General features: G+C 56.6%; 20 protein-coding genes and 1 tRNA gene. 10 read left to right on the top strand and 11 right to left on the bottom strand.

The window, feature by feature from the left end:
* The first annotated feature begins 1 nt into the window (after position 1).
* On the top strand, positions 2-406 hold the full coding sequence (gene rbfA, locus AC0V6W_RS04500) for a 30S ribosome-binding factor RbfA (protein WP_486147570.1): 405 nt from the start codon (positions 2-4) through the stop codon (positions 404-406).
* 97 nt (positions 407-503) lie between these two features.
* Here rbfA and AC0V6W_RS04495 read toward each other — a convergent pair whose 3' ends face one another.
* Positions 504-1,079 carry a YceI family protein gene (locus AC0V6W_RS04495; RefSeq protein WP_486147568.1) on the bottom strand — a complete coding sequence of 192 codons (576 nt, stop codon included), beginning with the start codon at positions 1,077-1,079 and terminating at the stop codon, positions 504-506.
* A gap of 47 nt (positions 1,080-1,126) precedes the next feature.
* Positions 1,127-2,752, bottom strand: coding sequence for an AbgT family transporter (locus AC0V6W_RS04490; protein WP_486147566.1), 1,626 nt, complete (start codon positions 2,750-2,752; stop codon positions 1,127-1,129).
* Between the two features lie 121 nt (positions 2,753-2,873).
* Here AC0V6W_RS04490 and AC0V6W_RS04485 point away from each other — a divergent pair, with 121 nt between their 5' ends.
* From AC0V6W_RS04485 to AC0V6W_RS04465, 5 genes are all read left to right on the top strand, one after another.
* Positions 2,874-3,467 carry a thymidine kinase gene (locus tag AC0V6W_RS04485; protein WP_486147564.1) on the top strand — a complete coding sequence of 198 codons (594 nt, stop codon included), beginning with the start codon at positions 2,874-2,876 and terminating at the stop codon, positions 3,465-3,467.
* Positions 3,448-4,494, top strand: coding sequence for a tRNA pseudouridine(55) synthase TruB (gene truB / locus AC0V6W_RS04480; protein ID WP_486147562.1), 1,047 nt, complete (start codon positions 3,448-3,450; stop codon positions 4,492-4,494). The genes AC0V6W_RS04485 and truB overlap by 20 nt, the downstream gene beginning before the upstream one ends.
* Positions 4,495-4,505: 11 nt before the next feature.
* Positions 4,506-4,775, top strand: coding sequence for a 30S ribosomal protein S15 (gene rpsO, locus AC0V6W_RS04475; RefSeq protein ID WP_486147560.1), 270 nt, complete (start codon positions 4,506-4,508; stop codon positions 4,773-4,775).
* A 274-nt stretch (positions 4,776-5,049) separates the two neighbouring features.
* Positions 5,050-7,356, top strand: coding sequence for a polyribonucleotide nucleotidyltransferase (gene pnp, locus AC0V6W_RS04470; RefSeq protein WP_486147558.1), 2,307 nt, complete (start codon positions 5,050-5,052; stop codon positions 7,354-7,356).
* Between the two features lie 95 nt (positions 7,357-7,451).
* Positions 7,452-8,141, top strand: coding sequence for a spermidine synthase family protein (locus AC0V6W_RS04465; RefSeq protein WP_486147557.1), 690 nt, complete (start codon positions 7,452-7,454; stop codon positions 8,139-8,141).
* Between the two features lie 22 nt (positions 8,142-8,163).
* Here the strand turns inward: AC0V6W_RS04465 and AC0V6W_RS04460 are convergent, their stop codons facing one another.
* The 4 genes from AC0V6W_RS04460 to AC0V6W_RS04445 all read right to left on the bottom strand — a co-directional run bounded on the left by AC0V6W_RS04460 (position 8,164) and on the right by AC0V6W_RS04445 (position 10,862).
* Positions 8,164-9,093, bottom strand: a complete 930-nt coding sequence (locus AC0V6W_RS04460) for a DUF481 domain-containing protein (protein ID WP_486147555.1) — start codon at positions 9,091-9,093, stop codon at positions 8,164-8,166.
* Between the two features lies 1 nt (position 9,094).
* A complete protein-coding gene (locus AC0V6W_RS04455) occupies positions 9,095-9,622 on the bottom strand; it encodes a DUF1993 domain-containing protein (RefSeq protein WP_486147553.1) in 528 nt (175 codons plus the stop codon).
* A 205-nt stretch (positions 9,623-9,827) separates the two neighbouring features.
* The gene (locus AC0V6W_RS04450; protein WP_486147551.1) at positions 9,828-10,094 is read right to left on the bottom strand and encodes a hypothetical protein; all 267 of its coding nucleotides are present in this window, start codon (positions 10,092-10,094) and stop codon (positions 9,828-9,830) included.
* Between the two features lie 66 nt (positions 10,095-10,160).
* Positions 10,161-10,862, bottom strand: coding sequence for a GcrA family cell cycle regulator (locus tag AC0V6W_RS04445; RefSeq protein WP_486147549.1), 702 nt, complete (start codon positions 10,860-10,862; stop codon positions 10,161-10,163).
* 113 nt (positions 10,863-10,975) lie between these two features.
* On the opposite strand from AC0V6W_RS04445, the gene AC0V6W_RS04440 reads away from it, so the two are divergent.
* The gene (locus AC0V6W_RS04440) at positions 10,976-11,869 is read left to right on the top strand and encodes an ABC transporter permease (RefSeq protein WP_486147547.1); all 894 of its coding nucleotides are present in this window, start codon (positions 10,976-10,978) and stop codon (positions 11,867-11,869) included.
* Here AC0V6W_RS04440 and AC0V6W_RS04435 read toward each other — a convergent pair.
* Positions 11,846-12,472: a hypothetical protein gene (locus tag AC0V6W_RS04435; protein ID WP_486147545.1), complete on the bottom strand. Its 627-nt coding sequence runs from the start codon at positions 12,470-12,472 to the stop codon at positions 11,846-11,848. The genes AC0V6W_RS04440 and AC0V6W_RS04435 overlap by 24 nt on opposite strands.
* 101 nt (positions 12,473-12,573) lie before the next feature.
* Positions 12,574-12,954, bottom strand: a complete 381-nt coding sequence (hspQ, locus tag AC0V6W_RS04430; protein WP_486147543.1) for a heat shock protein HspQ — start codon at positions 12,952-12,954, stop codon at positions 12,574-12,576.
* A gap of 176 nt (positions 12,955-13,130) precedes the next feature.
* Between hspQ and AC0V6W_RS04425 the strand changes: the two genes are divergently transcribed.
* Together AC0V6W_RS04425 and AC0V6W_RS04420 are read left to right on the top strand one after the other, a co-directional pair.
* Positions 13,131-13,220, top strand: a tRNA-Ser gene (locus tag AC0V6W_RS04425).
* A 193-nt stretch (positions 13,221-13,413) separates the two neighbouring features.
* The gene (locus AC0V6W_RS04420; RefSeq protein WP_486147541.1) at positions 13,414-14,121 is read left to right on the top strand and encodes an IS6 family transposase; all 708 of its coding nucleotides are present in this window, start codon (positions 13,414-13,416) and stop codon (positions 14,119-14,121) included.
* Between the two features lie 176 nt (positions 14,122-14,297).
* Here the strand turns inward: AC0V6W_RS04420 and AC0V6W_RS04415 are convergent, their stop codons facing one another.
* From AC0V6W_RS04415 to AC0V6W_RS04405, 3 genes are all read right to left on the bottom strand, one after another.
* A complete protein-coding gene (locus AC0V6W_RS04415; protein ID WP_486147539.1) occupies positions 14,298-15,035 on the bottom strand; it encodes a GntR family transcriptional regulator in 738 nt (245 codons plus the stop codon).
* A gap of 72 nt (positions 15,036-15,107) precedes the next feature.
* Positions 15,108-15,914: an alpha/beta hydrolase gene (locus tag AC0V6W_RS04410; protein ID WP_486147537.1), complete on the bottom strand. Its 807-nt coding sequence runs from the start codon at positions 15,912-15,914 to the stop codon at positions 15,108-15,110.
* A gap of 133 nt (positions 15,915-16,047) precedes the next feature.
* Positions 16,048-18,633, bottom strand: a complete 2,586-nt coding sequence (locus tag AC0V6W_RS04405; protein ID WP_486147535.1) for a TonB-dependent receptor — start codon at positions 18,631-18,633, stop codon at positions 16,048-16,050.
* A gap of 97 nt (positions 18,634-18,730) precedes the next feature.
* Between AC0V6W_RS04405 and AC0V6W_RS04400 the strand changes: the two genes are divergently transcribed.
* A complete protein-coding gene (locus AC0V6W_RS04400) occupies positions 18,731-19,672 on the top strand; it encodes a helix-turn-helix domain-containing protein (RefSeq protein WP_486147533.1) in 942 nt (313 codons plus the stop codon).
* Positions 19,673-19,705 lie beyond the last annotated feature (33 nt).

The raw sequence follows: 19,705 nt of genomic DNA, 5'->3' as shown, positions 1-19,705 counted from the left end.
GATGCCACGCCAAGAATTCACCGCTGAGCAGCAATCGGTCCGCGTCTTGAAAGTGGGCGAGAGAGTGCGGCATATTCTGTCAGAATTGCTCGCGCGGCAGGAAGTGCATGATGACGTCGTGAGCGCGTCCAATATCGCCGTGACAGAAGTGCGCATGACGCCCGATCTGCGCAATGCGACCGCTTATGTGAAACCGCTACTCGGCATCGGGGAGGATGATGTGGTGAACGCTTTACGCCAGAACACCGCGTTTCTTCAGCGCGAAACCGCCAAACGTCTGGGCCTGAAATTCGCGCCAAAGCTTACCTTCCGCAAGGATGAAAGCTTTGCCGAAGCGGACCGCATCGAAGAGCTGCTGAATGATCCCAAAGTGGCGCGCGATTTGGATGGGGACGAGACTGGCTGACACTTGCAGTGCGCCTTTTGCAAGCCAATGCCTCATCATGACAGGCGGGGCGAGGGTTTATAGTAGCCTCTCCCAACGCCGCCAAAGCGCGCGATTGTCAGTTCGGCGTCATTCGCGCTTTCAAGGTGATCTTGACCTTTTTGCCAACGATCAACTGATACGCTGTCATCCCGTAATCGCGCCGGTCGATTGTCATCGTGCCGGTAAAGCTCACCGCCTGCCCCTTGGCCGCGCGGGCCGGATCGCGGTCAAATGTCACCGCAAGGGTCTGAGTTTTGGTCACTCCGCGCGCGGTCAATTCGCCGGTCACCGTACCTTTGGTCGGCGATGAGAGTGTGAGCGATTTTCCGACAAACCGGATGGCCGGATATTTCTCAACCCAGAAGAATTTCTGACCGCGTAGCCGGTCCAGCGTGGTTTTATCAGGCGCTTCCAATGCGGTCGCGTCGAAGGTGACACTGACCCGCGCGCGCTCAGGTGCGCCCGGTACGATGGTGACTCGGCCTGACATCTTGGGGAAACGCGCGGTTTTGCTCGAAAGGCCAAAAAAGGGGACTTTGGCTGAAACCGCGCTCGCGCTGGGATCGAGCGTATATGTGCGCGGCGCAGAGCTGTTGGCGAGCAGCGCAAAGGGTGCAAGCAGGGCAAACAGCATGAGGCGCATCGGGGGCATAGTCACAAGTCCTTTAACAGGAATACGTGCCAGCCCCGCGATAAGTTTCACCCCGCAGAGCCCGGCAGCGCATATCCGACAGGCGCATCAGGTCCCAATGGAATGCCGAGATAGAACCACAGCACAATCAGCACAGTGCCCGAAATCAGCAGCCAGATCGAATAGGGGATCATCATTGCGGTAAGCGACCCGAGGCCAAAATCAGGCTGCCAGCGGCGCGCAAACACCAGGATCAGCGGGAAATACACCATTAGCGGGGTGATGATATTGGTCGCGCTGTCGCCCACCCGGTAAGCCGCCGTTGCGCCTTCGGGGCTGATCCCCAGCAGCATCAGCATCGGCACAAGGATAGGGGCAAGCAGTGCCCATTTGGCAGAAGCAGAGCCGACGAACAGGTTCAGAAAACCCGAAAACAGCACCATCAATCCCAGCACCAAAGGCAGCGGCAATCCGGTCGACTCAATCGCACCTGCCCCGTGAACCGCTGTGATAAGGCCAAGATTTGACCAACTGAACATCGCGACAAAATGCGCCGCGGCAAAAGCGAGGACGAGGTAATAGCCCATATCCTTCATGCTTTCGGCCATCATCGCGACCAGATCCCGGTGGTTTTTGATCGAGCCGGTTGCGCGGCCATAAGCCCAGCCGGTTAGCAGGAAGAGCAGGAAGAATGCCGCAACCAGCGATTGGTACAGCGGGCGAAGCTGCGCATGGATCGAACAATCGGCCGGATCAATCCCTTCGCAAGCCGCCTCGTTCACAAGCGGCGTGCCAGGGCCAAAGACCATGAACACCCACAGCCCCACAACCACCAGCGCCGCCAGTCCCGCAGCGCGCAGGCCTTTGCCGGCTAGGGCGGCGTCCTGTGTAGACGGGTCTGTGTCATCACCGCCAGCAGATGCGCCGCCCGTCCATGCGCCCAGTTTGGGTTCGATCACTTTGTCTGTCACATACCAGATGATCGGCAGATACAGGAATGTCATCGCCGCGATGAAATACCAGTTTCCGGCCAGATTGGCCGTCCATGCCGGATCCAGCGCAGAGGCCGCGACGGCTTCTTCGGTAATGCCGAACAGCAGCGCATCCAGCTGACCCGGCGAGATATTGGCCGAAAATCCGCCAGAAACCCCGGCAAAAGCCGCCGCGATGCCTGCCATCGGATGACGGCCCGCAGCGGCAAACAGAATGCCTGCCAGCGGGATAAGCACCACATAGCCTGCATCGGCTGCGTGATTGCCAATCATCGCCACAAGCGCAACAACAGGGGTCAGCAACGATGTCGGCGCGGATTTAACCGCGCTCGCCATGCCAGCGGCGAAAAAGCCCGAACGCTCCGCCACGCCTGCGCCCAGCATCACCACCAGAACATAGCCCAGCGGGTGGAAATGGGTGAAGGTCTTGGGCATTTCGACCCAGAGCCTTTGAATGTTTTCAGGCGATAACAGGCTGACCGCAGTGATAACTTCGGCGGTGCCGGTGGTTTCATCCAGGCTGGTGGGGTGGAGAGCGGACACGCCCAGCATCGCGCACAAAACCGAAATCAGAACGAGCGCGATAATCAGGTAAAAGAACAGAAACACCGGATCGGGCAGTTTATTGCCGGATCGTTCAACCCACCCCAAAATGCCTGTCATACCTTGCGCGTTTGTCGCGTCTGGTGCGGCCGATGCCATAAACTTGATCCCCGTCTGAAGTTCGAAAGCGCGTTGGCTAGCATTGCGCAGGCCGCCTGTCAGGGGGATTAATGCGCATCTGCTTCTGGCGCGGCAAGGGCGGGGCGGTTAGGCAGGCGTCATGGCGAAACTCTATTTCTACTATGCCAGCATGAATGCGGGCAAATCCTCTTCGTTGTTGCAGGCGGATTTCAATTACCGGGAACGCGGTATGCGCACCATGGTGTGGACAGCGCAGATCGACACGCGATCGGGTGCAAAGGTGAGCAGCCGCATCGGGCTTAAGGCGGACGCACACACATATAGGGCAGACACCGATCTTGGCGCGCGCATTGCCGCCGCGCACAGCGAACAGGCGCTGGATTGTGTGCTGCTTGATGAAGCGCAATTCTTGTCTGAGGCGCAGGTATGGCAATTGGCAAAGCTGGCGGATGAAAGCGGCATTCCGGTGCTGTGCTATGGACTGCGCACCGATTTTCAGGGCGCACTGTTTCCCGGTTCTGCCGTTCTGCTGGGCATTGCGGATGCTTTGGTTGAGCTGAAAGCGGTGTGCCATTGCGGACGCAAGGCGACGATGAATTTGCGCGTCGACGACGCTGGCCGTGCGGTGGCCGAAGGGGAGCAGACCGAAATCGGCGGAAATGACCGCTATGTCGCTTTGTGCCGCAGACATTTCAGCCGGGCATTGTCCGGTGATGCGAGCGCAGCAGGATAAGGCTGTGAGCGAGAACAAGAAATCGCCCCCCCATGGCTGGCTAATCCTCGATAAGCCGCGCGGGCTTGGTTCAACCCAGGGCGTCGCGGCGGTCAAACGCAATCTGCGCCAAGGCGGCTATGCCAAGACCAAAGTGGGCCATGGCGGGACGCTTGATCCGTTGGCCGAAGGGGTTTTGCCGATAGCTCTGGGAGAGGCGACCAAACTTGCCGGGCGGATGCTGGATGCCTCGAAGATTTACGAGTTTACGGTCCGGTTTGGCGAGGAGACCGACACGCTCGATACTGAAGGCGAGGTTGTGAAGCGCTCAGATGTGCGACCCAGCTTGGCAGAGGTGGAGGCGGTCTTGCCTCAATTCACAGGACCAATTGAGCAGGTGCCGCCTGCGTTTTCGGCGCTCAAAGTGGATGGCAAGCGGGCCTATGACTTGGCGCGGGCAGGGGAGCAGGTGGAGCTGAAGAGGCGTGCAGTCGAGATATTCGCTCTCACGATCCTCCCCGATACGGGGAGGGGGACCGCGAGCGAAGCTCGGGGTGGAGGGGAACCTTCGGATGGATGCGACCTGCCCCTCCACCAGACTGCGTCTGGTCCCCCTCCCCATGCTGGGGAGGATCGTGTGACCCTCACCGCCCACGTATCCAAAGGCACTTATATCCGCAGCCTTGCCCGCGATATCGCCCGCGCTCTTGGAACTTGCGGCCATGTCACTTATCTAAGGCGCACAAAGGCAGGGCCATTCACCGAAACCCAAGCGATTTCGCTGGACAAGCTCAACGAAATTGCTAATGGGGCGCGGGTTACTGACCTCCTTCTGCCGTTAGAGGCGGGGCTGGACGACATCCCGGCCCTTTCCCTCAATCAGACAGACGCGCAGGCGGTCCAACAGGGCCGGGTCTTGTCTGAAATGCCCCAATCTTCCGGGCTCTATTGTGCGATGCTGGACAATCGTCCGATTGCGCTGGTTGAGCTGATGGATGGGACGGCCAAGGTCGTCAGGGGGTTCAACCTTCCCGATGTCGCTGAGTAGAAAGAGAAATTATGTCCGTTTCGCCCGAGCGCAAACAAGAAATTATCAAAGAACACGCCCAACAAGACGGCGATACCGGTTCGCCGGAAGTTCAGGTCGCGATCCTTACAGAGCGTATCCGCAACCTCACCGAACACTTCAAAGGCAACCACAAAGACAACCATTCGCGCCGCGGCCTTCTGATGATGGTCAACAAACGTCGCAATCTGCTTGCATACCTTAAGAACAAGGATGTTGAGCGGTACAACGCACTGATCCAGAAACTGGGTCTGCGCAAATAAGCAAACTGTGGAAGCGGCCCCTTGATCGGGCCGCTTTTGCTATCGGGGTGTGAGCAATCTCGCTACACCGCGATCCCATCAGGCAAAGGCACGCAATTCGGCGGCCTGGCCTTGGGGCATCGTTTCAACAGCCCCAGACCGGACCGGGACGGTACACCCGGTACTGGAAGTATCGCAGCAGAAAGTGGGTTTCCGGTTTCTGCGCCCGCGATGCGACCAGACAAGACAGGCCCCGCGCGTGCAATCAGGCCGGGCGGGTTCAAAAGGAAAATACATGTTCGATAAGAAAACCGTATCGCTGGAGTGGGGCGGCAAAACCCTCACCCTCGAAACAGGTCAGATTGCCCGTCAGGCAGACGGCGCTGTTTTGGCCACTTATGGCGAGACCGTGGTGCTGTGCGCAGTAACCGCTGCCAAATCGGTGAAAGAGGGCCAGGATTTCTTCCCGCTCACCGTGCATTATCAAGAAAAATTCTCAGCCGCAGGACGCATTCCGGGCGGCTTCTTCAAGCGCGAAGGCCGCGCGACCGAAAAAGAAACGCTGACATCGCGTTTGATCGACCGTCCGTGCCGCCCGCTGTTTCCCGAAGGTTTCTACAACGAAATCAACGTAATTTGCCAGGTTCTATCCTATGATGGCGAGACCGAGCCCGATATCGTTGCGATGATCGCAGCTTCTGCTGCGCTCACCATTTCCGGCCTGCCGTTCATGGGCCCCATCGGCGCTGCGCGCGTCGGCTTCAATAATGAGGGCGAGTATGTCCTCAACCCAACAGTTGCAGATGCGCTGGGTGATGAGGGCAATCTCGATCTGGTTGTTGCAGCGACGCAAGACGCTGTGATGATGGTGGAATCCGAGGCAAAAGAGCTGACCGAAGAGCAAATGCTCGGCGCGGTCATGTTCGCTCACGAAGAAAGCCGCAAGGTTATCGGCGCGATCATCGATCTGGCTGAACAGGCTGCGAAAGATCCGTGGACGCTCGATCCGGTGGAAGACAAGACCGCTGCTCTTGAAGAGCTGCGCGGAGTTATCGGTGATGATCTGGCCGCTGCCTACAAAATCACTGACAAATCTGCCCGTCAGGATGCAGTGAACGCTGCGCGCGAGAAAGCGCGGGAGCATTACGCTGACCTCGCAGAAAGCGATCCGGCGGAATATATGGGCCGCCTAAAGCTCGTCAAAAAGCTGGAAAGCGATATTGTGCGCAAGGCGATCCTCAAGGATGGTCAGCGCATTGATGGCCGCAAAACCGACGAAGTGCGCCCGATTGAGGCCATGGTCGGCCTGCTGCCGCGCACTCACGGTTCGGCGCTGTTTACGCGCGGTGAGACGCAGGCGATCTGCACCACCACGCTTGGCACCAAAGACGCAGAGCAGATGATCGACGGGCTCGAAGGGCTGTCGTATAACAACTTTATGCTGCACTATAACTTCCCGCCCTATTCGGTCGGCGAAGTGGGCCGCTTTGGCTTTACCAGCCGCCGCGAAACCGGTCATGGTAAGCTTGCCTATCGCGCGCTTCACCCGGTGCTGCCGACGGTTGAGGACTTCCCGTACACCATCCGCGTCTTGTCAGACATCACCGAAAGCAACGGCTCGTCCTCAATGGCGACAGTGTGCGGCGGTAGCCTTTCGATGATGGATGCAGGCGTCCCGCTGAAGCGTCCGGTGTCGGGTATTGCTATGGGCCTTATCCTTGAAGGCGATGACTTTACCGTTCTGTCTGACATTCTGGGTGATGAAGATCACTTGGGCGACATGGACTTTAAAGTCGCAGGCTCCGAAGAAGGCATCACTTCGCTGCAAATGGACATCAAGGTTGCCGGCATCACGCAGGAAATCATGACTCAGGCGCTTGAGCAGGCGAAAGCTGGCCGCGCGCACATTTTGGGCAAAATGACCGAAGCGCTTAGCAGCTCGCGCGGTGAAGTTTCCAAGCATGCGCCGCGTATCGAGACCATGCAGATCGACAAATCCAAGATCCGCGACATAATCGGCACAGGCGGCAAGGTTATTCGCGAAATCGTCGCGGAAACCGGTGCGAAAGTCGACATTGACGATGAAGGCACGATCAAGATCAGCTCTTCAAACGCTGATGAGATCGAAGCGGCCAAAAAGTGGATCGAAGGCATTGTGGAAGAAGCCGAGGTTGGCAAAATCTACAACGGCAAAGTCGTCAACATTGTCGATTTTGGCGCTTTCGTGAACTTCATGGGCGGCAAAGACGGTCTGGTCCACGTTTCGGAAATGAAGAACGAGCGGGTTGAAAAGCCCACTGATGTTGTTTCCGAAGGTCAGGAAGTGAAAGTCAAAGTGCTCGAGATCGACAACCGCGGCAAAGTTCGCCTGTCGATGCGCGTTGTTGATCAGGAAACCGGTGAAGAGCTCGAGGACACCCGCCCACCGCGCGAAAACAAACCGCGCGGCGGCGGCGGCGGCGGGCGCGGCGGTGATCGCCGTGGTGGCCGTGGCGGTGGTCGCGGTCCGCGCGGTGGCGGCGGCGGCCGTGATGGCGGCGGCGACAATGGCGGCGGGGGCGGTGACGGCCCGGCATCCATGCCCGACTTCCTCAAAGACTGAGCGTAGTCGCCCTTTTATGAAAAGGCCGCTTGGGAGTAATCCTGAGCGGCCTTTTGCTTGTATAGAATGCTTGCACAAACAGTTTGGAGAACACCATGCTCCCCCGAGAGACTTTGGCAACAGCGCAAATCCCCGGCGGCGATATTCTGACGCTTGTCAGCCATGGCCGTGATTTCATCATCATGCTGGGCCGCGATGAACTGATGGGCACACGGATGCGGTATTCCGAGGAGCAATTGGCAAAGCTTACCTTGGAACAATTGGATGCGCCTGCACCGCATATCCTGATTGGCGGGTACGGAATGGGCTTTACTTACCGCGAGGCCCTGCGCCGATTGCCCGAACGCGGGCGCGCGGTGGTGGCCGAAATCGTGCCCGAAATTCTGGATTGGGCCAAAGGACCGCTGGCTGAGCTGACCGGCGACACGCTGAATGATCCGCGCGGCATAGTGGAACTGTGCGATGTCGCAGGCCTGATTGAGCGGGCCGGGGCCGGTTCCCGTGCAGGCGAGGGGTACGATGCCATTCTGCTCGATGTGGACAATGGCCCTGACGGCGTGGTGCGCGGCGCGAATGATCGGCTCTATTCGCGCACGGGCCTTGCCAAAGCGCGCGATGCGCTGGCGCCGGGCGGCATTCTAGCGATTTGGTCAGCCGCGCCCGATCCGCAATTTACGCGGCGTTTGAAAGAAACCGGCCTGATGGTGGAGGCACGCGAAGTGCGCGCGCGGCCCGGAAACAAAGGGCCGCGCCACACGATCTGGTTTGCCAAAAAGGACCGTTAGAGGAGCGCAAATCGGCGCTGGATCAGAAATCGTAGATCAAAGTGATCCGGCTGAGCGTATCGGTTTGCACCGCGCCAAGCGGCGGATTGGTGTCATGCTCAATCGTGTAGGATGCGCTCGCAGACAGCCCGCCGCCCAGCGCCGCAGTGATCCCGGTGGTGCTGGTATAGGTGCTGTTGCCCGACTGGATAAATGCGGCGGCATCTTCCGTTAGCGTCAGATTGTCCGAGATTTTCCAGTCAAAATCGAGCGCCGCAAGCCCGGCCAATGCGTTATCGCTGGTGCCATTCACAAATTCGGTGCGGCGATAGGCCGGGCCTGCTTTGAGTGAAAGCTGCATATTGTCGTTATCGATCACCCGGTAACCCAGACCGCCGGACACTGAATAGCGCGCTGAAAAGCCTTGAAACGTGTCGCGTTCCCACTGACCAAGGCCATAGGCGAACAAGCGATCAGAAATGTCGTAATTGGCCTCATAAGCAGCAAGGAATTGTTCGCGCGTCGTCACGCCGCCGCTTTCCTGGTAATCCACGAGACCCGTCAGCTTGTGCCGCCATTTGATACCCACGCGTTCAAGCGAAAGACCTGCGGTTACGCCAGTGTTTGACGCATTGCCGGTTGATCGGAACGCGCCCAATTGGCCCTGACCTGACCAATTGTCGAAGATGCCAGCATTGCGGATGGCTTCTTTTTCTGCGGCGGCTTCGGCAGCGGCAATTTCGGCCTGCTGCGCGGTGAAATCGGCCACCAAAGCGTCAATTTCGGCGGTGTCATCGGGATTGGTTGATTTGGCAATTTCGACCACGGCGGCGACCTTATCAGCATCGCCTGTCGCAACCGCGGCATCAATCATTGCGCGCACAGGATCGGGCACATCGGCCAGCGCAGCGCTTGGCAGGCCTAACGCCAAGACAGTGGTGGATACAGCAATGGCGGACTTCGAAAAGAACATATCAGCTCCCAATAACACGCGGTGCAAACAGATAATCGCGTTTGGTCAGCGGTAGCCCTTTCATGCGCAGGATGTCGTAAAAAGTTGTGGCATGAAAATAGAAATTGGGCTGCGAAAAGCTCAGCAGGAAATCCTGCATGGTGAATTGCATCAGGGTCTTGCCGCCCAGGATAAACGCGGTTGGGTTTTGCGCGGATGCTTCCAAGTCATCAGACGAAACGGCAGATATTCCGGCAAGCGCATCGTCAATCATCGCGCGCATCGCGTCCCAATTCTGCGGCAAATCGGTGAAGTCGGGGGTAAATTCGCCCGTCGGCGCCAGCTCCAGCGCCAGTTTGGAATGCACCCAGCACGATCGTACATGGTACGGCAGCGGCCACATATCATCGGCCAGCTTTGCTTCGATCAGCTCGCTTGCAGGCATGCCCTGATCGGCAGCGAATTGTTCAGCCTTGTCAATCTGGGCGCGCACCCCGCCAAGGATCTGGCGGTAGCTGGGGACAAGAGCGTCATACAATGTGATGGCCATAGGCGCGTTCCTTTGTTTGCATTCAATTGATCGTCCATTCGCCAATACAGCGGCAAGACATCAAAGCGGGGGTGTTCCAGGATACCGTGTAATCGCGATCAAAGGGGCGTCAAGCAAGCGCAAGACTGTCTCGCGAGCGCACGGAACCGGGCAAAGGCAACGGCCCAAGTCACGCAGAATATCCCGTTAGGGATGGCTCACCGGTTCAGGGCTTCTTGTTCGAGCTAACGTCGGAAAGCAGGCTGAGCATGCTTTCTTTTGAACGAAAGCAAGCCAGCGCCCACAAAGCCAAACCGCCTGCGATCAACAGCATAGGCCACGATCCAGCCACCGAAAAGGTCTCTTCGGTAACGGCCGTATAGGTGAGCAACGCGGCTGCACCGGCGAGGATTAAACCCCAAAACCGTGACCACATAGTGCCGATCTTACGATCTAACCTATCAAAGCCGTTTTCAGCGCTCGGTTCGCTCATCTTTCCCTCGTAAAACGATTATAGCGTTTGATCTGAGTGACGAGGGAAAGACATAGCAAGCAAAAGTTACCGGACCCTTGGCCCGCCAAATGGCAGCGGGGGAGGGGGACGGCGCGCGCCGCGGGGCAATTGTGCCTGATAGGCTCTGCCGCAATGTTCAACGCAATAGGGAAAGCCGGGATTCACCGGCGTTCCGCAAAAGTGGAAATCGGGTTCACCAGGGTGGCCCATGGGCCAACGGCAGACCTTGTCCGACAGATCGAGCAGGCTGGTCTTGTCCGCGATTTCGGGGCTGGGCTTGGCCGGGACCAAGCGGCGCGGCGGCGCAGGCGGGATCGGCGGTTGCTGATCGCCGGGCCCTTGCCGCAGGAAGCCGCCGGGGCCAACCGAGACGATCTTGGGCAAATCAGAAGAAGGGTTGGGAAGCGGCTGGGACGGGCCATCATAGGCTGGCTTGGCAGGCTCTGCCGCCTTGCCACTGGCCGCGGCCGGTTTGGCAGGCGCTGCGGGTTTCGCAGCTGCCTTGCCAGCATTGGGCGGGCTTGGCGCCTTTTTGCCGGTGCTGGCCGGCTTCGCAGTCTTCTTGGCTGCCTTCTTTTTGTCGCTTGCCTTGACCGGGGAGGGGCGCGATTTCAGCCCCAAGCGGTGCGCTTTGCCAATCACAGCATTGCGGCTGACGCCGCCCAGTTCCTCAGCGATCTGGCTGGCAGTTGAGCCACCTTCCCACATCTTCTGGAGCGTCGCGATGCGCTCATCAGTCCAACTCATAAAGCCTCATCAATCCTTGTTTTCGGCGCGTGGCCGTATCCGGTGCGCCTGAGAGTGCAGGTGCAAGTTTTGCTCGCTTGCCTCTGTTCCTGCAAAGCACTAGGCGAGCGGCTATGGCCGATCAAGTCTCACCCAATTCTCTGACCGATCCAGAGCGCAATCCTGACAGCAGCACATTGTCCCCTCTCGCCAGCTTCCCTCCGCGCGGTGAACCGGTGATAACAGGCATCAATCGTGTTGGTGTCCTTGCCCTCTATATGAAGGAGGTGCGGCGGTTTCTCAAGGTGCAGACGCAAACGATTTGGGCTCCTGCGGTCACAACCTTGCTGTTTTTGGTGATTTTCACTGTCGCTTTGGGGCGAGGCGGGCGCGAAGTGCTGGATGTTTCCTTCGCAAGCTTTGTCGCGCCGGGGCTGATTGTAATGGGTATGATGCAAAATGCGTTTGCCAATTCCTCCTTTTCGCTGCTGTCGGGAAAGATTCAGGGCACGATCATCGATTTGTTAATGCCGCCGCTGTCACCGGGTGAGCTGATGGCAGGGATAGTCCTGGCCGCGATAACACGCGCAATTGCGGTGGGCTGCACGGTTGCGCTCGCCATGGCGCTGTGGCCGGGCGTTGACCTTGGCGTTGCGCATGTCTGGGCGGTCCTCTGGTTCGGCCTGATGGGCGCTATGATGCTTGCGCTGCTTGGGCTTGCGACATCGGTGTGGGCAGAGAAATTCGATCACAATGCCGCGATCACCAATTTTGTCATTGCGCCCTTATCTTTGCTCTCGGGGACGTTCTACGTGCTCGACAATCTGGCGCCCGCTTTCCAGGCCATCAGCCGGGCCAACCCGTTCTTTTACGTCATTTCGGGCTTTCGCTATGGCTTTTTGGGGCAAAGCGACATTGGCAGCGATACCGCCGTTTGGATTGCGGCAATTGGGATTGGCGTGTTCAATCTTGTTATCGCCTTTGGAGTGTATGCGGTGCTTCGATCAGGCTGGAGATTGAAGAGCTGAATGCGTGTACGAATAGCTCGGCGGCAATTGGCTTAACGCACGGTGCGCGCCCATAATGTCAGACACGGTGCCCAAATTGAAATGTTCAATGGTGCGGTCGCCATCGCTGTCGAGCCCGATCGCAATCGGCAATCTGAGCGTACCAGTGCCATCGGGGCGCTCGCTGCGTTCGCTCTGGCCAATCCGATCGCGCGGGACTGACTGAACTGATAATTTCCTGCCAAGCTGCAATTTCAAGACCCGTCTGGTCGTGACGACATAGAGGACTTTGCCGCCCTGCCAAAAAGGTAGGAATGGGACAGACAGCATTCCGATCCCGACCGCAATGAACGGCACACCAAACAAAGGGAATGCGTAGGACAGCAATCCGATGCCCGATCCATCATTTATGCTAGAGACGCCGGCAAAGGCCATCGCCGTCCAGAAAAGCGCAAATGCAGTCCACGGAACTGCAAAAAAATATATGCTGAACAGCTTGGCCTCGATCCGGGCCAATTGCATCCCGCGCCAGACAACTTGCTCGCCATCTTCCAGCTCACGGGAAAGCGCAAGGTCTAGCCTATGGCGCAGATTTCCATGGCCATGATGATTTCGAAACTGCATGCGCAATCATATTACGCAGCAAGCCGTTAGCGTTTGGTTATCGAATGTCGCCGCGGCAGGTAGGAGTGAGCTTGCGGTTTGGCGAGCACGAAATAGTGAGCCTAGTGCGTCAGCGCGCGCCGCATTCTGTAACGGCCATCCTTGAACCGCTCAAACAATTGCGGAACCGTTGGATGATCGACAGGTCCGCCTTCTGCGTCAGAGAGCAAGTTTCCTTGGCTGACATAAGCGACATAGCTTTCATCTTCGTTCTCAGCGAGAAGGTGATAAAATGGCTGATCGCGCGGGGGACGGATATCTTCTGGGATCGATTGATACCAGTCTTCCGAGTTGGCAAAGACAGGATCGATATCAAACACCACGCCGCGAAAATCGAACATTCGGTGACGAACCACATCGCCAATACCAAAATGCGTGCGAGTTTGCCTGGGGGCGTTCAGCGTTCGCCCCGCCTGTGTTGAAAAGAATTCTGCACGGTCCATACTGCAGAAATATGGCCCGTTATGCGCGCAAAACAAGCATCTTGGCGATTGCTGTCCAAGATATACCCACTTTTCAGAGCATTTGAGGTCTTGGCAAGATTGCGCGGACGCGCTAACCGCCGCGCTTCTTAATCGGCCCTGCGCATGACTGTGCAGAGCAGTGAAGACCTCGGTTAGGAGAGATGCCGGAGTGGTCGAACGGGGTAGTCTCGAAAACTACTGTGCCCTTACGGGTACCCAGGGTTCGAATCCCTGTCTCTCCGCCAAATCTTGCGAATAACCGCGGAAATCCGAAAATTCTTAGTGTCTGCTCCCGCCTGAGTCACAGCTGTGACACACGGTGGGACACAATCAGCAATCCCAGAAGTCGGGAATTCTAATTGCAGCTTGTGCCCGAGAGGGCGTTGTCAGACTAATTGTACCTGTTGCGGAATGAGGTGGCTTGAATGGGACCGTTTGATGCCCAGACGCCGCACACCGCCTAAACGCTTCAACTGTTCGCCTGAGATAATCCGCTTGGTCGTGATGATGTATGTCCGCTTTCCACTCTCGCTGCGGAACTTCGAGGATCTGCTGGCCGAGCGTGGGATCGACATCTGCCATGAGACGGTCTGGCAGTGGCGGATCAGGTTCGGCCCGATGTTCGCAGCAGATGTTCAGCGCCAGCGGGTCAGCCGGATGCGGGGTTTTAGGCATTGGAAGTGGCACCTCGACGAGGTCAATGTTAGAATTGGCGGAGAGCTGCACTACCTTTGGCGTGCGGCGGATCAGGAAGGCGAGATCCCAGAAAGCTACGTCACCAAGGCGCGTGATAAGAAGGCGGCCTTGCGCTTCATGAGGAAAGCGCTGAAGCGGCTCGGTACGCCCAATGCAATCACCACCGATGGCTTGAATTCTCACAAAGCTGCGATGCGAAAACTCGGTAACACTGAGAAGCAGGAAGTGGCACGCTGGGCCAACAACAGGGTGGAAAACAGCCAACTGACTTTCCGACAACGAGAAAGAGCTATGCTTAGAATTCGGCAGATGAAGTCGCTACAAAAGTTCGCCTCAGTTTGCGCCAACGTCCACAACCATTTCAACGTCCAACGCCATCTAATCGATAGACAAACTTACAAAGCCGCCCGCTCAGCCGCCTTGGTTGAGTGGCAAAACCTTATGGCTTGAACTGACATCGGGTAAGGGATGCCTGCGCCAATCAGAGACTAGTTGCATTGAGACTGACAGCAGCCAACCGACTAGTGGCGGACATTCGGCTCATGACCCAAACACAGACGTTAGGATTGAAGGTATACTCGGCCCTTCCTTGTGACTGTTTCGTGTCATGCCTCCAATTTACTTGTTCAAGACGGTTTCCCTGACAAGATTTCGAAGTTTGTCGTGAACGAGAACCGCATATCATAGTGGTAATTTGCGGAGATTTCGAAAACTTCGTCGATCTCGTTTCTACAGCAGCGAACGACGCGAAGAACCGGATTAGTTGGCTTTTGAGAAAGGATGTTTGCAGGGCAGAGTTCTGGCTGCACCGATTGTATGAATTGAGTGATATTGGCAGTTTTGAATCCTTCCAAATCAGCAATTTGCCGAAACAATGTGTCGCTCGCCAAATCGAGCTTATCGACATTCTTGCTGTGCTGTCTTGGGATCCAGGCGATAGTCGCCTCGACCAGGGTCGATCGATCATCCGAAACATTTTGACCGGAAAGTGCAATCCACTTCGATGTCGACTTGATCCCGGCCAACTGCTGGATGTCTTCGGGCAATTGCTGCGGTGGCAAGATTTGAAACGACCTTTGTCGACCGGTCGCATAGGCAAGAATATCATCGTAGCTGCCAGTAGGTTGGCGCATCTTCCCCTTGCGCTTGACTATGGAGCTCACCGTCGTACCGGCGCCCTGCCTTGGATCAATAAGTCCTTCAGATCTCAGGATCGCGAGCGCACTGCGCAACGTGCCGCGGCTAACATCATACTGTTCACACAATTGGCTCTCAGTCGGGAGCTTGGAGCCCGGTTTCAGCTTACCAGCCGTAATCGCCTTTCGCAGGTCTGAGGCAATGATCCGAAAACGCGATTTCGTCATTGGGCGAATTCGGGGAGCCCGAGGGAAAAGCCGATCGCTTTTCGGTATTCAGTGGGGCTTTCGCCAAGTGGTTTAGCTGCCCACATTTACGAGAATGCCTGCGATCTCTTCGGGCGCAAGTATCATAGCATCATGGCCCGTTTCTAATTCCATGTAATGCCAGCTGGGATCCTCTCGGATTAACCGGGCAGCTGCTCCAATGCTGGAATTCTCGAGCGGTGGCGAGGTGCACAAAATGAATGTTCTTGCGAGGCCTGTAGAGCCGCCATTTTCCAATGTGAGCGGATCAGTCCAAGTTTTGAGGGGATGCGGTGTTAGGTTCCCCTCCACCCATGCGGTGGCTTCGGCATTCTCTGGCGGGATGCCAAACGCAATGGGCGGCAATGGCAACATTGCAATCCCGTCGGGTGCAAGCGCGCGTAATTGTTCCAGAGCCACTGCAACGCTCTCCGGATTAGAGTCCGGTCCATAGTCCAAAAAGCTCTGCCCGCTGTCATTCGGCGTGCCCGCATCAAGATAGACAATGTGATTGATGCGATGCTTCAGCCGATCGGCGACACCGGTTATGACCATCCCGCCATAAGAATGGCCGACCAACACTATGTCGTTTAAATCTTCGCTCTCAATAAGCGAGATGATGTCTTGGACATGCGTATCAAGGCCAACCGACGCATCGAGGAGATGGCTGCGCTCGGCTAGACCGGTGAGGGTCGGTGCGAATACGCGGTGCCCTTCTCCCTCAAGCGCCTCTTTTACATATTCCCAGCACCATCCACCGTGCCAGGCACCATGGACCAGAACAAAGATCTGGCCACCGCCGTCTTTTGTTTGAACTAGACCTTTGGTTGTAGGCGATCCTGTGCATCCTGTGATTGCCACGAAGACTCCTGTAGACGCGGCTAGAACGTGCCTGCGCGTTATGTTGGTTTGAGAGACCCTCATCAGATGCAACCTGCCTGCGAGCACTTAGCTGGCCGGTTGCTGTCGGATGAGAAGCTCATTGCGGCAGAGGTCAAAAAGATTGGAGCAAGCGCAATCCAAACTGTCGACGATCTCTCAGACCAATACGATTGCCAATCGCGTTGAAGTTAAAAAAGCCACCTGGAGCTGTTCGAACATCAAAGCTCGTATCTGCGAAGGTCTGGACAGAGACAGGCGCGTCTTCTTCGAGCAAATTGGTTACGAAAACTTCGATAGTCGTGTTCGCACTCTTAACTCCAGTACGCAGGTTCAGGTCGATGGCCTGCTCAACCTCTGTCAGGTTCGCATTGCTGGTGTAGTACTTGCCAGTATAGAACATGTCTTGTCGAAGATACCACGTGTCAAAGGGACCAAGGCTAAGCGGTTGCTCCAAGGTTGAGTTGAAAGAGAAGCTAAGTGGCGGAAATTCTGGCGCCTGTTGGCCAACGGGGCTTTCGTTAGGGCCGAAGACCAATCCAAACCTGTCTGTACCGCCCGCCTCGGGGAAAGAAGTAATTTCGGAATCGATGTATGCGAATGAGCCGCCGATTGTGAACGCGTCCGAAACTCGCCAACTCGCATCGATCTCAATGCCGAGGATGTCCGTGGTGGCACCATTGCCTGAGAAAGTAACCGTGCGGCGAGGGTTTGCTGCACCGGGTCGGTTATCCGGCGCGGTCTCAAGTGCGACGAAAATCTCATCAGAGCGTTTCATGTAGAATGCGGCGAGGTTGATAAAGCCATCGCCTCCATCGAACGCCTGCTTCCAGCCAAACTCGTAGTTTTCGAGTTTTTCTTCGCCAAATACTGATGACGCCGTGGGTGACCGGGAAAGAACATCCTGAAGAGCAGCATCGTCGAGCTCTGCCACTTCAGGATTGAACCCACCCGGCAAGTTGCCTTGGCTGTACGTCACGTAGAACGTGGTGTCAGCTGAAGGTTCCCAGCGCACAGTGGCGCGCGGCAGGAAGTTTGTGATCGTCGCAGGGGAAAGCCCTGGCACCGATTCATTGACCGTTTCGCTGATGATCGTATCTTCTTGATAGCGCCCCTCAAGCGACACGCTGATCGTGTCTGTCAATTCGTATTCTAGCGACCCAAACAGACCCCATGTCTCTGCACCAGACACGAAAGGCGTTGATCTAAAACCGTCGCCAAACACGATTGGGAAGAACAGATTGCTGGCAATCGAACCCAGCTCCCGCACTTCCACATCGATATAGCTGCCCCCCACAGACCATGAGAGGCGGTCCTCGAACGCTGTACCGCGAAGTCGCGCTTCAACCGACCAATCAACAATATCTCGGCCCGTGAACGTGGTGAAGGAGTTATCTGGGGTAAGGTCCAGTTCGGTGAACAAGCCGAATGCCTCGTCGCTGTATCCACCCAGAGCAACGAAAGTGATGTCGTCGCTTAATTCATATTCGAGATTTGCGCTAAACCGAATCTCTTCGAGGTCGAGGCCGAAATCGTCTTTCTCAAATGGACTGAAGGTCAATCCATTCGCCAGCACATTTGTGGCCGGATCAAAGCGCGGATCGTTCATTACGTTGTTTCGGAATGCTTCGATCAGCGAGAAGTCGGTGTTGATCCCGATTTCGCTTGCGGGAATATCTCCACCGTCGATCGTACCGCGGAAAATGGAATTCGTGCGCCCGAAAAACGGTTCTGCTTCGCCAAGCGGATTGTTCGCGCCTGTCCGCGCTACACCCGGGCTGCATTGCGTATTTGAACTGGGCTGAACAGTTGGAGCACCTGCGATCGGATTACAATTGGCGTCCAGCAAGAAACCGCCGAAATTGTGCGTCGCTGGGCCAAAGGCGCCCCCGATCAGTGCGGCAACACCGTCATTAAGTTCCCTGTAAGAGCCGCGCACTTTCAAGCGGAATCGGTCACTGGGGGTGAAAAGCAAGGTGCCGTTGATATTCCATTGCGATTCATCACCAAGCCTTTCGCCAGGCGCAGCAAAATTGTCATAATGACCAGCGACATCGTCATATCGGCCTGCAAGCCTAAACGACAGAACGCCGGGGATTATGGCCCCCTCAACACCTGCAGCAATCCGATATTCGTCGCGCGTAGCAACAGTCGCGTCGAGATCAAACCTCAGTTCCTCGCTTGGGTCTTTGGTCACATAGTTGATCGCACCGGCAAACGTGTTGCGACCATACAATGCGGATTGCGGACCTTTGGTAACTTCAACCCGCTGGAGCTCGTTCACACCAATTGTCTGGATACCGCCGAACACGGCCACCCCGTCCAAGAACACAGCGGCGGTCTGCTGCAGACGACTACCGCTATCCAGGAAAATGCCGCGGAAACGCGGGGTCGTATCGACCCTCGCATTGTTGTTGACGCCTGAATTGAACGATTCAACAAAAAGACCAGGCGTTGCCTTGGAAAAGTCGGTGATGTCATCCAAGCCTGCTGCCTGAAGCTCTGCTTCCGAGAATGCCGTGATGGCCAATGGCGCATCTTGAAGCGTCTCTTCACGTTTTCGAGCGGTGACGATAATAACGCGCGAGTCGTCTTCATTCGCTGCATCTGCTGTATCAGCATCCTGCGCCATCGCGGGCATTGCTGTTCCTGCTGTAAGAACTGCCAATGCGGAAACACTGCCTAAAAATCTGATGTTCACGAGCGCTTCCCCTCACTATTGCGCAATTTGTCCGGACATATTACACGCTGACATAACGCAAATACGCTCAATTTGATGAGCCAATTGGGAGCATCGGGTGGGAAAAGGAAGTCCGGACGGCGCAAATGAGCCGATAGTCGAGCGTCTGGAGCGCACGAGTTCTGCATTGGCGTCAACCGGTGTAAAGCAGCCATTGATCGTCACGATCGATGGCGCATGGCCAACTACCATCGCTGTCGTCGACACGAGCATTGGCAGCGGCGAGAAAGTCCTGCGCGACCTGTTCGAGGTCTTCATCCCGACCCGGTCGATTGAGCTTACCGAAGTGTCTGGCAAGCTCGACAGAAGATCCTTCAACTATCGCAAAGGTATGGTCGCATTCGACCCACCGGGCGCAGAATGGTCGATTGAATGGGCGGGCAAGATCGAGGGAGTTTGCTTCTATTTTGAGCCTCGCGTGATGGAGCAGGCTGCGGCCATGATCTTCGCTGATCGGCCCGAAGAATTGCAATGGCGATTGGCCTTGGGAGACGATGCTCCGACAATCGCCCATCTGGGCCTCGATATCGCAAGCCAGGCGCTCAGCGGCTTTCCAGTGGGGAGGCAGCATGTCGACGAGTTACTCCGTTCTTTCTTATCGCTGGCGGTTCGCAGGTACAGCGAAACTCCCAATCGCAGATCAGCCCATGTCGGCGCCATAAGCCCGCCAGCACTGCGGGCGCTGAACTTTATAGAATTGAACCTCGCCCGTCGCTTCTCAATCGCCGATGTTTGCGAACACAGCCTGTCTTCGCGGGCCAATTTGAATCGTATCTTCCGCAAGGAGATCGGAAACAGCATTTGGGCCCATGTGCTCGACCGAAGATTGGCAACGGCTGCATCGAAACTGATCGAAACCGCTGATAACGTTGAGGCTATCGCACGAGGCTGCGGATTCGGTTCGCGCGGCAATTTCGAGAAGCAATTTTACGCACGTTTTCATCAGTCACCGGTTCGTTTTCGGCAACGAGCGCTTCTGGATCCGGCAAATGCTTCATGATCGCGCGCTCTTGGATACGCAAAGACAAATTCG

The sequence above is a fragment of the Erythrobacter sp. JB1-7 genome (genome assembly GCF_057365015.1).
The sequence above is the reverse complement of the archived record's forward strand: the minus strand, read 5'-3'. Positions and strand labels throughout refer to the sequence as shown.

Excerpts from the sequence above, each read along its gene's own strand:
- rbfA (WP_486147570.1), top strand. The coding sequence starts at position 2 with ATGCCACGCCAAGAATTCACCGCTGAGCAGCAATCGGTCCGCGTCTTG.
- AC0V6W_RS04495 (WP_486147568.1), bottom strand. The coding sequence starts at position 1,079 with ATGCCCCCGATGCGCCTCATGCTGTTTGCCCTGCTTGCACCCTTTGCG.
- AC0V6W_RS04490 (WP_486147566.1), bottom strand. The coding sequence starts at position 2,752 with ATGGCATCGGCCGCACCAGACGCGACAAACGCGCAAGGTATGACAGGC.
- AC0V6W_RS04485 (WP_486147564.1), top strand. The coding sequence starts at position 2,874 with ATGGCGAAACTCTATTTCTACTATGCCAGCATGAATGCGGGCAAATCC.
- truB (WP_486147562.1), top strand. The coding sequence starts at position 3,448 with ATGCGAGCGCAGCAGGATAAGGCTGTGAGCGAGAACAAGAAATCGCCC.
- rpsO (WP_486147560.1), top strand. The coding sequence starts at position 4,506 with ATGTCCGTTTCGCCCGAGCGCAAACAAGAAATTATCAAAGAACACGCC.
- pnp (WP_486147558.1), top strand. The coding sequence starts at position 5,050 with ATGTTCGATAAGAAAACCGTATCGCTGGAGTGGGGCGGCAAAACCCTC.
- AC0V6W_RS04465 (WP_486147557.1), top strand. The coding sequence starts at position 7,452 with ATGCTCCCCCGAGAGACTTTGGCAACAGCGCAAATCCCCGGCGGCGAT.
- AC0V6W_RS04460 (WP_486147555.1), bottom strand. The coding sequence starts at position 9,093 with ATGTTCTTTTCGAAGTCCGCCATTGCTGTATCCACCACTGTCTTGGCG.
- AC0V6W_RS04455 (WP_486147553.1), bottom strand. The coding sequence starts at position 9,622 with ATGGCCATCACATTGTATGACGCTCTTGTCCCCAGCTACCGCCAGATC.
- AC0V6W_RS04450 (WP_486147551.1), bottom strand. The coding sequence starts at position 10,094 with ATGAGCGAACCGAGCGCTGAAAACGGCTTTGATAGGTTAGATCGTAAG.
- AC0V6W_RS04445 (WP_486147549.1), bottom strand. The coding sequence starts at position 10,862 with ATGAGTTGGACTGATGAGCGCATCGCGACGCTCCAGAAGATGTGGGAA.
- AC0V6W_RS04440 (WP_486147547.1), top strand. The coding sequence starts at position 10,976 with ATGGCCGATCAAGTCTCACCCAATTCTCTGACCGATCCAGAGCGCAAT.
- AC0V6W_RS04435 (WP_486147545.1), bottom strand. The coding sequence starts at position 12,472 with ATGCAGTTTCGAAATCATCATGGCCATGGAAATCTGCGCCATAGGCTA.
- hspQ (WP_486147543.1), bottom strand. The coding sequence starts at position 12,954 with ATGGACCGTGCAGAATTCTTTTCAACACAGGCGGGGCGAACGCTGAAC.
- AC0V6W_RS04420 (WP_486147541.1), top strand. The coding sequence starts at position 13,414 with ATGCCCAGACGCCGCACACCGCCTAAACGCTTCAACTGTTCGCCTGAG.
- AC0V6W_RS04415 (WP_486147539.1), bottom strand. The coding sequence starts at position 15,035 with ATGACGAAATCGCGTTTTCGGATCATTGCCTCAGACCTGCGAAAGGCG.